Source organism: Bacillus sp. NMCC46, assembly GCF_002998465.1.
Classification (GTDB): Bacteria; Bacillota; Bacilli; order Bacillales; family Bacillaceae; genus Bacillus.
On record NZ_PVQZ01000005.1, the window covers coordinates 59,990 to 74,705 of the forward strand.

The window sequence follows — 14,716 nt, forward strand, 5'->3', positions numbered from 1 at the left end:
TGACGAAGGCATGACGATCAAACGCGCATTAATCAGTGTTTCCGATAAAACGAATCTTGTACCTTTTGTGAAAGAATTAACAGAACTTGGCGTTGAAGTGATTTCAACTGGAGGTACACATAAGCTTCTTCAAGAGAACGGCATTGATGTCATTGGGATTTCTGAAGTCACTGGATTCCCTGAAATCATGGACGGACGACTCAAAACGCTTCACCCGAACATTCATGGTGGACTTTTGGCAGTGAGAGAAAACGATGAGCATATGGCACAGATTGAAAAGCATGGCATTCAGCCGATTGATCTTGTTGTCGTGAATCTCTATCCATTCAAAGAGACGATCTCAAAAGACGATGTGACGTATGAAGAAGCGATTGAAAACATTGATATTGGCGGACCGGGAATGCTTCGTGCGGCATCGAAAAACCACCAAGACGTCACAGTGATTGTCGATCCTCGTGATTATGATACAGTCGTTCAGCAAATCAAAGAAGGCGGCGTGCCGCTAGAGAAAAAACGTGAGCTTGCGGCGAAGGTATTCCGTCATACGGCTGCTTACGATGCCCTCATTGCGGATTATTTAACGAACTATGTTGGCGAAACAGAGCCAGAGCAGTTCACCGTCACGTTTGAGAAAAAACAATCCCTTCGTTATGGAGAAAACCCGCACCAAGCGGCGACTTTCTATGAAAATGCTCTTCCAAGCAAAGGCTCTTTAGCTACTGCAGCGCAATTACACGGAAAAGAACTTTCCTACAACAATATCAAAGATGCAGATGCAGCTCTTCAAATCGTACGAGAATTTACGGAGCCAGCGGCTGTGGCTGTAAAACATATGAATCCGTGCGGCGTTGGTACAGGAGAAACGATTGCTGAAGCCTTTGACCGTGCATTCAAAGCAGATGAAACCTCTATTTTTGGCGGCATTGTGGCGCTGAACCGTGAAGTAGACAAACAAACGGCAGACGTGCTGCATACGATTTTCTTAGAAATTGTTATCGCCCCATCCTTTAGCCAAGAAGCACTTGACGTGTTAACAGCGAAAAAGAATCTTCGCCTATTAACACTAGATGTAGAAGCGGATCTTGAGAAAAAAGAAAAGCAGCTGACAAGTGTCCATGGCGGACTGCTCGTGCAGGATATTGACACGTACGGCTTAGAGGAAGCAACCATCTCTATTCCAACGAAAAGAGAACCAACAGAAGACGAATGGAAAGATTTAAAGCTTGCATGGAAAGTCGTCAAGCATGTGAAATCAAACGCCATTGTCCTTGCAAAAGATCAAATGACAGCAGGTATCGGCGCTGGTCAGATGAACCGTGTTGGCTCAGCAAACATTGCGATTGAACAAGCAGGTGAAAAGGCGAAAGGAAGCGCACTAGGCTCTGATGCATTCTTCCCAATGGGCGATACAGTGGAAGCTGCTGCGAAGGCAGGCGTCACAGCGATCATTCAACCAGGCGGTTCCATTCGTGATGAAGAATCGATTCAAAAGGCAGATAAATACGGCATCGCCATGGTCTTCACTGGCGTTAGACATTTCAAACATTAAGGGGATGACAGTGTGAACGTATTAATTATCGGCAGAGGCGGAAGAGAGCATACCATCGCATGGAAAGTGAAGCAAAGTGAACTTGTCAGCCAAGTATTTGTCGCACCCGGCAATGATGGAATGACAGATGCTGCGAAGCTTGTCCCAATCGATGAAGGTAATCATGAGGCATTAATTCGTTTTGCAAAAGAAAATGAAATCGGCTTAACAATTGTCGGTCCAGAGGTTCCTTTAATTGCAGGTGTGGTGGATGCATTTGAAGAGGCAGGTCTAAAGGTATTTGGACCAAATGCAAAAGCTGCGGTTATTGAGGGCTCAAAGGAATTTGCAAAAGACTTAATGAAAAACTATGATATCCCGACCGCCGCTTACGCTACCTTCACATCGTTTGAAGAAGCGAAGGCTTATGTGGAAGAAAAGGGTGCGCCAATTGTCATTAAAGCAGACGGTCTTGCAGCAGGAAAAGGCGTGACAGTCGCTATGACACTTGAAGAGGCGATCAACTGTCTGCACGACTTTTTGGAAGATGAAAAGTTTGGCGATGCGAGTGCATCTGTCGTCATCGAGGAATTTTTAACAGGCGAGGAATTTTCACTGATGGCCTTTGTCAATGGAGAAAAGGTGTATCCAATGGTGATCGCGCAGGATCACAAACGGGCATTCGAAGATGACAAAGGGCCGAATACCGGCGGGATGGGGGCTTATTCGCCAGTTCCGCAAATTTCAGAAGAAGTCGTCCAAAAAGCGGTGGAAGATGTCGTCAAACCGGCGGCTCGCGCAATGGTGCAGGAAGAGCGTCCGTTTACAGGCATTTTATATGCAGGCTTAATGCTGACACCTGAAGGCTCAAAGGTCATTGAATTCAATGCACGCTTTGGCGATCCTGAAACGCAGGTTGTTCTCCCTCGTCTTGAATCAGATCTAGTCCAAGTATTCCTCGATATTCTAGATGGAAAAGATGTGGACTTACAGTGGAAAGACACTGCCGCTGTCAGTGTAGTTCTTGCTTCAGAAGGATACCCGGAGGACTACGCAAAAGGCACACCAATCGGTGCTTTGCAAACAACTGTGTCTAATGTCGTGACCTTCCACGCAGGAACAAAAAAAGAAAACGATCAATTCGTCACAAATGGCGGCCGTGTAGCAAATGTGACGGCATTTGACGACACATTTGAAGCGGCAAGATCAAGAGTGTATGAAGCGGTTGAAGAAATCACTCAACCAGGTCTATTTTACCGCCGTGACATTGGCGCCCGTGCACTGAAGGCTGCGGGGAAATCCGTTTAATTAAAACACCTTTCTATCTGATGAGATGGAAAGGTGTTTTTTGTTCATGAGAAGGGATGCCGATAGAATATGAAGAAGTAGTATGGGATCACGAATAGATATAGGGAGGAAACATGGAAATCAAAGCATTTATCATCTTTGCAATCGTCATGCTTATTTTATATCTCATAACTATAAATAACATCATGTTGACTGCCATTAAGCAGAATAAATTGAAAAAAGGCTTAGCCATTAGTTATATGATCATTTCAATTGTTTCTGGCATTGCTATTTCTTCATTTTTAATTTGGAAGTTTTTCATTAGCTAAGAGAGGATGAGTGTATGGTGCAATTGAAGAAACTTGCAAACGAGCGTTTTTCTGCCTTGATCTGTATTGATTCATTTAATGAGCGAATTCGATTAGATGATTATAGCGGCAGGGTTCGGGATGTGATTCAGTCCGTGCTTCAGGAAGCGGCGGACTGCAAGGCTTCTAAGGTCATTGTAAAAGTAAGGCGTGAGCATATGCCGCTTTTTTTAGAGAAGGGCTTTCGGCTTGAAGGGGTGTTTTCTCATTATTTTCTTGGAAGTGATGCATACGGCATGTCGCTCTTTCTGACCGAAGATCGAATGAACAGCCCGTTTTGGCTGAAGGAAGATGAGATCGTTGCGTCTATTCAAGAAAAGCCGATTAAAAAAGACCAAGGCACATGGCAGGATGAGTATGTGATGAGGAAAGCCGGTCCAGAGGATGTGCACAAGCTGGCAAAGCTCTATGATACCGTCTTTGAAACGTATCCCACGCCAATGAACGAGCCAGATTACATCCAAAAGGTGATGGAGGAAGGGACAGTCTTTTATGCCGTCGAACATGACGGTCATATTGTGAGTGCGGCATCCGCCGAAATCAATGCGCCGTATGGCCATGCGGAATTAACAGATTGTGCGACCCTTCCATCATACAGAAAACTAGGATTCATGCATCATTTGATTCTAGCACTTGAAAAAGAACTCCAGTCGATGCATATCTATGTCTTTTATTCTCTTGCACGTGCACTGTCCTATGGGATGAATCAAGTGTTTTATCAGCTCGGGTATACGTATACCGGGCGCTTCCAAAACAACTGCTATATTTTTGACAAAATTGAAGATATGAATCTATGGGTGAAAACGCCGAATGAATCATGAAATGGTTCTCATCTGATCAAGCAGACCAGATAGGCGGTACGCCATGATACTGAGCTGCAGCTTCATCCGATCATCAGTGGATTTGAGGCTGCAGCCTGTTCTCGTTTCAATTTGTTTCAGCCGGTAGCTCAATGTATGTCTATGAATAAACAATTCTCCCGCAGATTTTTGAATATTTTCATTGTGTGCCAAATACACTTCGAGTGTATGGATCAGGTCAGCCCCTTGTTTTTTCGTAAAAAGCAAAGGACTTAACAGCTCCACGTAAAAGTCATGCAAATTCATACCCGCTTCATTCATTTCAAGAAGCATGCCATATAAGCCAAGCTTTTGATAATGAATGATGCTTTCGTCTGTTTTTAAAAGCGGAAGGAGCCTTGCTGCATACTGCGCTTCCTTCGCGCTTTTTGCAAAGAGACTGATCTGGTCATAGGCTCTCCCGATGCCAATGACAATCGGATGGACGGGAAAAAAATACGACCAAGTGCTCCGGCACTCCTCTGCTGCGCGATACCACTCCGCTTCTTGAAACGCTTTTTTTCCTGCGGGTGTCAGGACAAAAATGGAATCGAGTCTCGTCTTTAGTAAAAAGGGAATATGTCTGCGTTCAAAGATCGAGGTGAGTAATTGAGAGAGGCGCTGCATCATTTGATGATCGAGCTGTGTGTGCTGATGCTGGAATTGAAAGTAGATCACCACCTGCTCCTCGCTCATATCATATTGCAGCTTTGTTGCTTGTTCGACCACGTAGCTTTCTTCTGTATATTGCTGCTGCAAAATATCATCTAACAAATGTCCCTGCATTTGGTTTTCTGTATCTTGAATGGCCTTTTGCTTCAGCCATTCAATCGCATACACTGCCCCGGCATGCTCAATGGCAATCGCGTCGAGATGATGCCACGTATCCTTTTTCTTTAAAGACACAATAAACCCGAAAATATCCCCCATCGCAATCACCGGACATGCGGCGAGGACAAACGCTCCGCACGTGTCATAGACGAGCCGGCCTTTCTCCTCTGCCTGCTTAAGAAGGGGCATGGTTTCAATTGGTTCACGATCTGTCAGAAAGCCAAAGGCAGGAGAGTACGTCACTTCATCTTTGATGAGATGAGCCGCTGTTTGATGTAAAAAGACATCAAGCACGACGATGTTCGCTGCAGTGAGATGTGCCAGTTCATCTGTAATTTGCGTCACATTTTTATTCCTTACATTTAATTGGGTCAGTCTTTGATGAATCGCTGATGAATATTTAAGCTGATGGAGCTGACTGCTCACGATTTGTTCGAGGACGGCTTTTGTAATGTCTGAGAAATTGATGTGCGGCGGAATTTCGATGAGCGGAATGCCGCTATTTTTCGCCGCTTGAATGAGTGATGTTGGAATTTCCGTTAAGTATACGCCTTTATAAATGGCAATGGCTGAAAGCCTGTGAGATTGAATCAATTCCTCAAGCCGGGCGCGTCTTTCTTGATTGTCTGCAAGTCCAAAGCCTGTTGTGACGAGTAATTCCCCTTCGGAAAGCCTCGAGGTGTCCTCGATAATTTCCACGATGGTCACCCACTGTATGAGGCGGTCCAGTCCATTTTCTCCAGCAAGCAGCTTTGTTCCCTTCATGATATCGAGCGAGAGTGCATCTTTGACGAGAATCGCCATAGACTCATGACCTCCTTTTGAACACTCTTATACACGATGTATAAAAAATGCGTGTGAAATTCGGGCATGTGGCGAATGGAGGATGACTGCCCTCTTGATTAAGCTAATCTTATAACAAGTATACAAAATTTTCTTGCGATTCATGAAAAAAGAAAGATGCAGCTGCTGACAAGAGAGGGAGGAATGGCAAAGTGGAGACCCGGGATTACTTAATCAAACCGATGTTGAATCAGCATTATCCTGTGGCTGTGAAAGGAGAGGGGATTTATTTATATGATCGGGACGGGAAAAAATATTTAGACGGCTCTTCGGGGGCTGTCACGGCAAGTATTGGACATGGCATACGTGAGATCATTGATGCCATGACAGAGCAAGCGGAAAAAGTGAGCTTTACGTACAGATCGCAATTCACAAATGAACCAGCAGAAGAACTTGCCTATGAATTGAGTACGCTTTGCCCAGGTAACCTGAACTGGTCTTTTTTTGTCGGAAGCGGATCAGAGGCAACGGAAACTGCTATGAAAATTGCTATTCAGCATTGGCAGGAGCAGGGGAAGGCTGAGAAAAATCACATTATCTCAAGATGGATGAGTTATCACGGCATCACACTCGGTGCGCTGTCGATGTCAGGACATATTGCAAGGAGAGAGCGCTTTGAACCATTGCTCGAAAAGCACCCGGTGCTGTCTCCGCCATATAGCTATCGTTCATGGCTGCCAAAGGAAGAGGTCAAGCAGGTCGAATGGTATGTCCAGGAATTTAAAACCGTCATTCAGCGTATAGGAAAAGAGAGGATTGCCGCTTTTATTGCAGAGCCGATTGTTGGAGCATCGGGAGCGGCGCTTGTACCGCCAGACGGATATTTTGAAGCGATGAAGCGTGTCTGTGAGGAAAACGATATTTTAATGATTGCAGACGAAGTCATGACAGGCTTTGGACGAACTGGGAAAATGTTTGCGATGGAACATTGGGGCGTCGTACCAGATATTATGGTTCTCGGCAAAGGCATGAGTGCCGGCTATTCACCGATTGCGGCAGCCGTCTCAGCAGATCATGTTATCGCACCGATTCTGAGCGGTTCAGGTTCTGTGATGGCAGGTCACACCTATAGCGGCAATCCGCTTTCAGCAGCCGTCTCACTAGCCGTCATACGATATATGAAAAAACATCAGCTTCCTGAACGAGCGGATCTGTCTGGCCGATATTTAATGAATGCTTTAAAGGATTTGCAAACAAACCATTTCATCATAGGAGATGTGAGAGGAAAGGGACTGCTCATTGGCATTGAGTTTGTCGCAGACCGCTTATCGAAAACACCATTTCCTGCCCATGCTCAAATGACGCATTTAGTCGTTGAGACGGCCAAGCAAAATGGCTTGCTTGTTTATCCAGCAAGCGCTGGAGAGGATGGAGTGGGAGGTGCAGCGGTCATGATTGCACCGCCGCTTTCCATCACGCAGCAGGAGATGGATGAACTCATTCAATTATTTGAGCAGACAATCACGCAGGTCGAACAAGAAGTCATCAATCGAGGGTTTTTCCCATCTGCGATGTAGGGAGGAAAGATGATGAACAAAACAGTGAATTTGGATGATGTAATCACGCGTTTTAGGGACGGCATGACTATCATGTTTGGTGGGTTTGGTGGCGTAGGGTCCCCGCCATCATTGATCGACGCCATCCTAGAAGCGAATATCAAAGATCTGACATTGATCGGAAACGATGCAGGCTTCCCGCAAATCGGTGTTGGCCGGCTGATCACAGAAGGAAGAGTCAAGAAGATCATTGCTTCTCATATTGGCTCAAATCCAATAGCCGGACAGAAAATGCAGGCAGGTATACTAGACGTTCATTTTTACCCGCAGGGCATTCTAGCAGAAAAAATACGAGCAGGCGGGATGGGCTTGGCAGGCATTGTAACAGATGTCGGCATGGATAGCCTCAATCTCGATGAGAAGCAGCTCGTGCCGCTAAACGGAAAGACATATATCCTTGAGCCTGCGCTGACAGCGGATATTGCCATTGTGAATGCCTTCAAAGCAGACGAAGCAGGAAATCTGATTTTTGATAAAAGTGCACGGAATACAAACCCGATTGTGGCGATGGCAGGAGACTGGACCATTGCTGAAGTGGAAGAGATCGTGCCTGTGGGCAGTCTTCATCCAGAGGAAATCGTGACACCAGGCGTATTTGTGAACCAGATCGTGCAATCAAAAGGAGTGAACTGGACATGGGCATGGGAGACAACGATTTAAGACACCGCATAGCCAAACGCGCGGCGCAGGAAATTGAAGATGGTATGATCGTCAATCTAGGGATCGGCATCCCGACACTTGCAGCTGAATACATCCCAGCGCATTACAGGGTGTGGCTGCATGCAGAAAACGGTATTATGGGGGCAGGAGCCTCACCAGCACAAGGAGAAGAAGATCCGAATTTGTGCAATGCCGGTGGTTTCCCCATTACGTTAGCAAAAGGCGGTTCATACATGGACAGCACGACTGCTTTTGGTATCATTCGAAAAGGCATGCTGGATATGACCATTTTAGGTGCACTTGAAGTAAGCAGTCAGGGTGATCTTGCGAATTGGATTGTGCCGGGCAAACGAGTACCGGGGATGGGCGGAGCGATTGAGCTTGCGCAAAAGGCGAAAAAGGTTGTGGTGGTGATGAGCCACCTTGATAAACACGGTGAGTCAAAGGTGAAATCTGCCTGTACACTGCCCTTAACCGCTAAGTCTTGTGTGGATCTGATTATTACGGATATGGCAGTCATTGAGGTCAAATCACAGCTGCTCATTCTACGTGAAGTCATGCTGCCGTTTCAGCCGGAAGATGTCATAAGGGCGACAGAGGCCCCATTAATTTTAGCGCCCGATGTCAAATCTGTTGTGTAGAAAGGATGACTGACTTGCAGCCAATTACACGGATCAGAAGCTGGATGAGAGAGCACCAAGATGAAGCGATTGCGCTTCTTCAGCAAATGGTGCAATGTGAAAGCACCCAAGGGAATGAACAAGATGTGCAGCAAATCGTAGCAAATAAGCTTTCCGCAATTGGTTTTGATGTAGATGTATGGGACATTGGCGGAGAAGACCTGCTGGAACATCCGTATTTCTATTCCCCGAGGCGTTCCTTTAAAGGAAGTCCCAATGTCGCCGGACGATTGAAGGGGAAAGGCGGCGGCAAATCCATTTTATTAAATGGGCACGTGGATGTTGTTCCAGCAGGAGATACGAAACAATGGACATATCCGCCCTACAGCGGGCATATCATAAACGGGAGACTTTATGGACGCGGGGCAACAGATATGAAAGGCGGAAATGTTTCTTTACTCTTCGCACTAGAGGCACTGCATGCGCTTCAGATTCCGCTGAAAGGAGATGTTGTGTTTCATAGTGTCGTCGAAGAAGAAAGCGGCGGTGCAGGCACCCTTGCAGCCATACTGAGAGGGTATACAGCAGATGCGGCCATCATTCCAGAACCAAGTCATATGAAAATCTTTCCGATTCAGCAGGGATCTAAGTGGTTCAGACTGTATATTAAAGGAAGGGCAGCTCATGGCGGAACAAGATATCACGGCGTTTCCGCTATTGAAAAAAGTATGATCGTTCTTACGCATATAGCGGCACTTGAAGAAGAACGAAATCAGCGCATCACCGAGCCGTTATTTCAGCATATCCCAATTCCGATCCCCATCAACATGGGGAAAATTCAAGGCGGTGATTGGCCGTCCTCTGTAGCAGATTTGGTCACAATGGAGGGCAGACTTGGTGTGATGCCAGGTGAGACGGTTGAGCAGGCAGAGAAGGAATTAGAAAATTGGATGACGGGACTTGGGGAAAAGGATGAATGGTTCAAAGATCATCCTGTCGAGGTCGAATGGTTTGGTGCAAGATGGCTTCCAGGCTCAATCGATACGAATCATCCACTTTTAAGTCTATTGAAGGAACAATATGAAGCGGTCAAGAAGGAGCCGCCAAAGATCGAAGCCGCTCCTTGGGGAACGGACGGCGGATTACTCTCACAGGCGGCAGGTATTCCGATCATCGTGTTTGGTCCTGGAACAACAGAGCTTGCCCATTTTCCGAATGAATCCATCGACATTGAGCATGTGATTGAAGCAGCAGAAATTATCGCAGGTACGATGGTGGAATGGTGTGAAGCAGCGGAGTGATGAAAGAGGCGGGAAATAATTACAAAAAAAAGAAGGCTGTCTCACTCAGCCTTCTCTTTATGTGTGTCCTGCTGCTCACACATATACGTCACTGGACAAAAACGAAGAATGCCAGATGCCAGTTTCATCCCGCCGCACATGATGCTGAAAAGCAGCATTTTACTCCATGGTTTTCTAGCATATAAAGAACCAGCCACAGTACATATTGTCATTCCGCAGGCAATTCGAATGAGCGCTTCCATTAAGCCGAGATTAGGTTTCATTGAAGGTGAATCTCCTTTTTTAAATATTTTAAGTGTGATTTCAAGAATTTGTAACGTTTCATTAATGCGTAACGTGGTTCGTTATGTTACGATAGTGCTAATACAAATGAAGGAGAGTATGTGAATGTCCGAACGTACTTTTAATTGGAGAAACAATGACATCCGCACACAAATCGATGTAGTCGACTCAAAAATAGTTCCAACACTCCTTTTAACGAATGGACTCGTGCTAAACCCATTTTTGAAACAATGGGTGAAGGCAAATATTTGGATACATGATGATCGAATTGTTTATGTCGGAGCAGAGCTTCCTCAAAATAAATTAGCTAAACGTGTGATTGATTGTGAAGGGAAATACATTGTGCCTGGGTATATAGAGCCTCACGCGCATCCGTTCCATATTTATAATCCCCAATCACTTGCAGAATATGTGTCTCAATTTGGCACAACAACGATGGTCAGCGATAACTTATTTCTTCTTTTGCAGAGCAATGAAAAGAAAGCGCTTTCCACTCTGTGTGAATTAAAACAGCAGCCATTTCAGTATTTCTGGTGGTCTAGATACGATCTTCAGACTGAAGTCAGATATGAAGATGAGATGCTTCCTATCAACTATCGCAAGGAATGGATTGATCATCCTGATGTCCTTCAAGGCGGCGAATTAACAAGCTGGCCAAGATTGATGGACGGTGATGATCTCATTTTATATTGCATGCAAGAAACGAAGAAGCAGAGAAAACGAATTGAAGGGCATTTCCCCGGAGCTTCCGAGAAAACGCTAACAAAAATGAAGCTGTTTGGCGCGGACAGTGATCATGAAGCGATGAATGCGGACGATGTGCTAAAACGCTTGTCCCTTGGCTACCATGTCTCACTTCGTCATTCTTCCATCCGCCCAGATTTAGTGAACATTTTAAGAGAACTGCACGAGCGTGATTTTAGACACTATGATCACTTTTTCTATACAACAGACGGAGCTGCGCCTCATTTTTATGAGGAAGGTATGATTAATCGTTTGATTTCAATTGCCCTTGAAGAAGGCGTGCCTATCATTGATGCGTATAATATGGCGACATTTAACATTGCAAAATACTATCAAATTGATGACCTATTAGGTGTTGTCGGTCCCGGCCGGCTGGCTTCTTTGAATATTTTAGATGATCCGATGAACCCAAATCCTGAAACGGTGATATCTAAAGGGGTTATTCTCAAATTAGATGGCGAGAACCAGCATCAATTTCAAGAAACTAAATGGAAAAATGGCGGGCTTGTTCCATTAGATTTAGGCTATGATCTGACGATGAGTGATTTGCAATTTTCCATGCCGCTAGGTGTCAAAATGAGAAATGCTGTCATCATGGAGCCTTATACAGTGGAGATTGATAACTCGGTGAACCAGCTGTCCTGTGACCATGATCAAAGTTTCTTTAGCCTGATTGACCGAAAAGGCGAGTGGCGTGTGAATACGATGCTTAAAGGTTTTGCAAATAAAGTGCAGGGCTTTGTCAGCTCATTTTCGCTCACGGGTGACATTTTAGTGATTGGGAAAAATAAAGAGGACATGATGCTGGCACATAAGAGAATGAAAGAAATCGGCGGGGGGATCGTCCTCACAGAGAACGGGAAAATTTTGCACGAAATCCCGCTGCAATTATCAGGCTGTGCATCGGCTGAACCGTTTGAGACTGTTCTTCAGCAGATACAAACATTACGCGAGCTGCTCATTGAGCGAGGCTATCCATTTGATTGCCCAATTGATACACTTGTCTTTTTCCAAAGTACACATTTGCCGTATATTCGAGTGACACCAAGAGGAATATTTGATGTCATGAAAAAAACTGTACTCTTTCCGTCTATAATGCGTTAAAATATAACAGAGTGGAGCTGTATCATCTTTGCCACATTTCTGACAGCTGTTATAGGGCAGAAGTGAGCAATGGATCTCTTCGCTGCCATGTAAGTGAAAATGCTTATGTGGAGTTGTTGAAGCAGAGGGTTTGACATGACGAGTGAAATGCCCTAATTGAAAAATGAATCTGTCGGTTACGCTGGCCGACCAACATATTTTGAATAATTGAGCGAGGCGGGGCGCATGTTTGTGGTCTCGCCGAGCTTTCCGCACAACCTGTATTTTAGGGCATACCTAATCAAGCAGAAGTGATCTTGATATCGGAAGCAAACAAGTTTGTCAGATTGTCGTACAAGGAAAATGACAGAACTTGTCGAATTTGTATACGATAAAGAAGCTTCGGCTTACGAAAGAACTGACGGCATTTCCAGCGTAGAACCAAACCTGTCATGATTCGTTCAAAGCTCATTGCTGAGGTTGAAAAAAATTAGTCAGGAAAGATACCGCTTTTCTTCATAGAATGTCGTGCGAAGCGGTGTGCCAATAGTAAAGGAGAAGATGTATAAAGATGCAAATTGATAAATTAAGGGGCAAAAGCTTAGATCAGTTATTCAACTCCATCTTATCCCTTAAAGACCTGGAAGAATGCTATCGATTCTTTGATGATTTGTGTACCATCAATGAAATCCAATCTTTATCACAGCGTCTTGAAGTAGCGCGTATGCTTCGCGAGGGGAACACGTATCATAAAATTGAGACGGAAACAGGTGCGAGCACCGCAACCATCTCACGTGTCAAACGCTGCTTGAACTACGGAAATGATGCCTATACGATGGCACTTGACCGCGTAGCAGAACAGCAGGCAAATGACGAAACAAAATAAAACAGCCTTCACTGTAAACAATCCTTTTCAACAAATATGGAGTTGTTTACAGTTTTTTTATGAAGAGCGCTGAAAAGACAAGCAAGGACTGGCTGAATCAAGCGGTCCTGTTTTTTATTTTAGCTCGCCTATAACCTCACGCATCCTCCATCTCCTATCATTTGTCTAAGTTCTTTAAACGCGATTGAGCCAAAATGTCAACGAAAAAAAGGTGCGAAAACGCACCTTTTCTCAAACTAGACAGATGGCTGTGTCTCTGAAAACATCGGCACTTCACTTGTCTGACCATTTTCTTGTCTGTAGATAATATGTTTCTCATTAAAATGAATGGGAGATTCAATTCCAGCGGCTGCGGATAAATTAAACAAGCCTTCTCTTAGAGAAAGGATATAATTGCAGACTCGGTATTTCTTTTCTTCAATTGATAAACCCTTTTGCAGCTTTGGATCCGTTGTGGCGACCCCGACTGGGCATTTATTCGTGTGGCATACTTGTGCGCGAATGCATCCGACTGAAAACATGAGTCCCCGTGCGATATTTACAAAGTCAGCACCCATGGAAAGGGCAATCGCAATTTTATCAGGTGAGAGAAGTTTGCCGGAAGCAAAGAGTTTTACCTGATCTCTGACACCGTATTCTTTCAATATTTGATGAACCATTGGGAGCGCCGTGAAAATGGGCAGCCCTGCGGAATCTGCCAATTCATGAAAGGACGCCCCAGTGCCGCCTTCTCCGCCATCCACTGTAATGAAATCAGGATGCTTTCCGCTTTTTTTCATATACGCTGCAAGCTCTTCAATGTTTTCTTTATGTCCGACAACAAGCTTGATGCCGACAGGCTTTCCGCCTATACTTCGCAGCTGTTCAATGAAATCAAACATATCAGGAATGGAGTGGAACATCTCAAATCGGTTTGGGCTGTCAATGGATTGATGGGGCGGCAATTTACGGATATTCGCAATTTCTTCGGTGACCTTTTCGCCGTCAATATGACCGCCGCGTGTTTTTGCTCCTTGTGCCAGCTTCAGCTCAAAGGCTTTGACTTCCTCGTGCTCGCTTTTTTTCTTAAATTCGTCAAAGGAGAAAGCACCATCCTCTGTTCTCACGCCAAATAGACCGGGCCCAATCTGGCAAATGATATCGGCTCCGCCTTTGAGGTGATATGGGGAAAGCCCGCCTTCACCTGTGTTCATCCACGTACCGCCGGCCATTTTTAATCCGGAGGATAGTGCTGTAATGGCCCTGTCGCCTAAAGAGCCGTAGCTCATGGCAGACTGACCAATCAGGCCTTTTACACGGAAAGGCTTTTGACATGTGTGTTCGCCAATCACTTGTACATCGTCTTGATGGAGATAGTAAGGTTTTGCTTCGACCTCTTTGATATGTTCACTTCTTCGCAGTAAATTGTCTTGATCAATCTGATACACTTTTGTATGGATTTTTTCAGATTGATCGATCCGTAATTCATCTCGCTGTTTTGGAAACAGGACGTTGCGGATATAATAACCAGGCTTGTCAAAATCACGTTTTGATCCAAAGCCCATCGTCCGGTTTTTGTACTTCCCAGACATGACAGCTTGCTCGTATTCTCTTCTCGAGAAAGGAAGCTCCTCTCGATCATTCAGAAACAGATATTGACGAAGCTCAGGTCCTATTTTTTCAAAAATAAACCGCAGTTTTCCAATGACCGGATAATTTCGCAGGACAGAATGCTCTTCCTGTTTTTCATCTCGCATCCAAATCCAGATGAATAAAATGATTGGTATGATGAAACAAATCACTAATAGTGCGCCAATGACAATGAAAGTTGTTGTCACGAAGATCCCCTCTTTTCTCTTTCATTGCTGTTGTTATTCCACTTTTCATTGAAAGAGAAACCACTTCAACA

At 44.9% G+C, this 14,716-nt stretch carries 13 protein-coding genes; 10 read left to right on the top strand and 3 right to left on the bottom strand.

Annotation, left to right across the window (positions count from 1 at the left end; translation table 11 throughout):
- The first annotated feature begins 10 nt into the window (after nucleotides 1-10).
- The 4 genes from purH to ablB all read left to right on the top strand — a co-directional run bounded on the left by purH (nucleotide 11) and on the right by ablB (nucleotide 4,004).
- Nucleotides 11-1,549 (top strand): bifunctional phosphoribosylaminoimidazolecarboxamide formyltransferase/IMP cyclohydrolase, encoded by a 1,539-nt coding sequence (gene purH / locus C6Y01_RS14415; RefSeq protein WP_034664768.1) that lies wholly within the window; start codon nucleotides 11-13, stop codon nucleotides 1,547-1,549.
- 12 nt (nucleotides 1,550-1,561) lie between these two features.
- Nucleotides 1,562-2,836 (top strand): phosphoribosylamine--glycine ligase, encoded by a 1,275-nt coding sequence (purD, locus tag C6Y01_RS14420; RefSeq protein ID WP_106038379.1) that lies wholly within the window; start codon nucleotides 1,562-1,564, stop codon nucleotides 2,834-2,836.
- A gap of 113 nt (nucleotides 2,837-2,949) precedes the next feature.
- A complete protein-coding gene (locus C6Y01_RS14425; protein WP_060595687.1) occupies nucleotides 2,950-3,144 on the top strand; it encodes a hypothetical protein in 195 nt (64 codons plus the stop codon).
- A 14-nt stretch (nucleotides 3,145-3,158) separates the two neighbouring features.
- Nucleotides 3,159-4,004: a putative beta-lysine N-acetyltransferase gene (gene ablB / locus C6Y01_RS14430; protein ID WP_106038380.1), complete on the top strand. Its 846-nt coding sequence runs from the start codon at nucleotides 3,159-3,161 to the stop codon at nucleotides 4,002-4,004.
- Here ablB and C6Y01_RS14435 read toward each other — a convergent pair.
- Nucleotides 3,999-5,657 carry a PucR family transcriptional regulator gene (locus C6Y01_RS14435; protein ID WP_106038381.1) on the bottom strand — a complete coding sequence of 553 codons (1,659 nt, stop codon included), beginning with the start codon at nucleotides 5,655-5,657 and terminating at the stop codon, nucleotides 3,999-4,001. The genes ablB and C6Y01_RS14435 overlap by 6 nt on opposite strands.
- A gap of 191 nt (nucleotides 5,658-5,848) precedes the next feature.
- On the opposite strand from C6Y01_RS14435, the gene C6Y01_RS14440 reads away from it, so the two are divergent.
- From C6Y01_RS14440 to C6Y01_RS14455, 4 genes are read left to right on the top strand one after another with little or no spacing between them, the layout of a single operon-like run.
- Nucleotides 5,849-7,213 (top strand): aspartate aminotransferase family protein, encoded by a 1,365-nt coding sequence (locus tag C6Y01_RS14440; RefSeq protein ID WP_066031219.1) that lies wholly within the window; start codon nucleotides 5,849-5,851, stop codon nucleotides 7,211-7,213.
- 12 nt (nucleotides 7,214-7,225) lie between these two features.
- Nucleotides 7,226-7,912 carry a CoA transferase subunit A gene (locus C6Y01_RS14445; protein WP_106038382.1) on the top strand — a complete coding sequence of 229 codons (687 nt, stop codon included), beginning with the start codon at nucleotides 7,226-7,228 and terminating at the stop codon, nucleotides 7,910-7,912.
- Entirely contained in the window at nucleotides 7,888-8,553 is a 666-nt protein-coding gene (locus C6Y01_RS14450) for a 3-oxoacid CoA-transferase subunit B (protein ID WP_106038383.1), read from the top strand. The genes C6Y01_RS14445 and C6Y01_RS14450 overlap by 25 nt, the downstream gene beginning before the upstream one ends.
- Nucleotides 8,554-8,567: 14 nt before the next feature.
- On the top strand, nucleotides 8,568-9,833 hold the full coding sequence (locus C6Y01_RS14455) for a peptidase (protein WP_106038384.1): 1,266 nt from the start codon (nucleotides 8,568-8,570) through the stop codon (nucleotides 9,831-9,833).
- A 41-nt stretch (nucleotides 9,834-9,874) separates the two neighbouring features.
- Here C6Y01_RS14455 and C6Y01_RS14460 read toward each other — a convergent pair whose 3' ends face one another.
- Nucleotides 9,875-10,096, bottom strand: a complete 222-nt coding sequence (locus C6Y01_RS14460) for a YgaP family membrane protein (RefSeq protein WP_060595694.1) — start codon at nucleotides 10,094-10,096, stop codon at nucleotides 9,875-9,877.
- 124 nt (nucleotides 10,097-10,220) lie between these two features.
- On the opposite strand from C6Y01_RS14460, the gene C6Y01_RS14465 reads away from it, so the two are divergent.
- Together C6Y01_RS14465 and C6Y01_RS14470 are read left to right on the top strand one after the other, a co-directional pair.
- On the top strand, nucleotides 10,221-11,963 hold the full coding sequence (locus tag C6Y01_RS14465) for an adenine deaminase C-terminal domain-containing protein (RefSeq protein WP_106038385.1): 1,743 nt from the start codon (nucleotides 10,221-10,223) through the stop codon (nucleotides 11,961-11,963).
- Nucleotides 11,964-12,513: 550 nt separating this feature from the next.
- Nucleotides 12,514-12,828 carry a YerC/YecD family TrpR-related protein gene (locus tag C6Y01_RS14470; RefSeq protein WP_003214053.1) on the top strand — a complete coding sequence of 105 codons (315 nt, stop codon included), beginning with the start codon at nucleotides 12,514-12,516 and terminating at the stop codon, nucleotides 12,826-12,828.
- A 236-nt stretch (nucleotides 12,829-13,064) separates the two neighbouring features.
- Here the strand turns inward: C6Y01_RS14470 and C6Y01_RS14475 are convergent, their stop codons facing one another.
- A complete protein-coding gene (locus tag C6Y01_RS14475; RefSeq protein WP_106038386.1) occupies nucleotides 13,065-14,645 on the bottom strand; it encodes an FMN-binding glutamate synthase family protein in 1,581 nt (526 codons plus the stop codon).
- Between the last annotated feature and the right edge of the window lie 71 nt (nucleotides 14,646-14,716).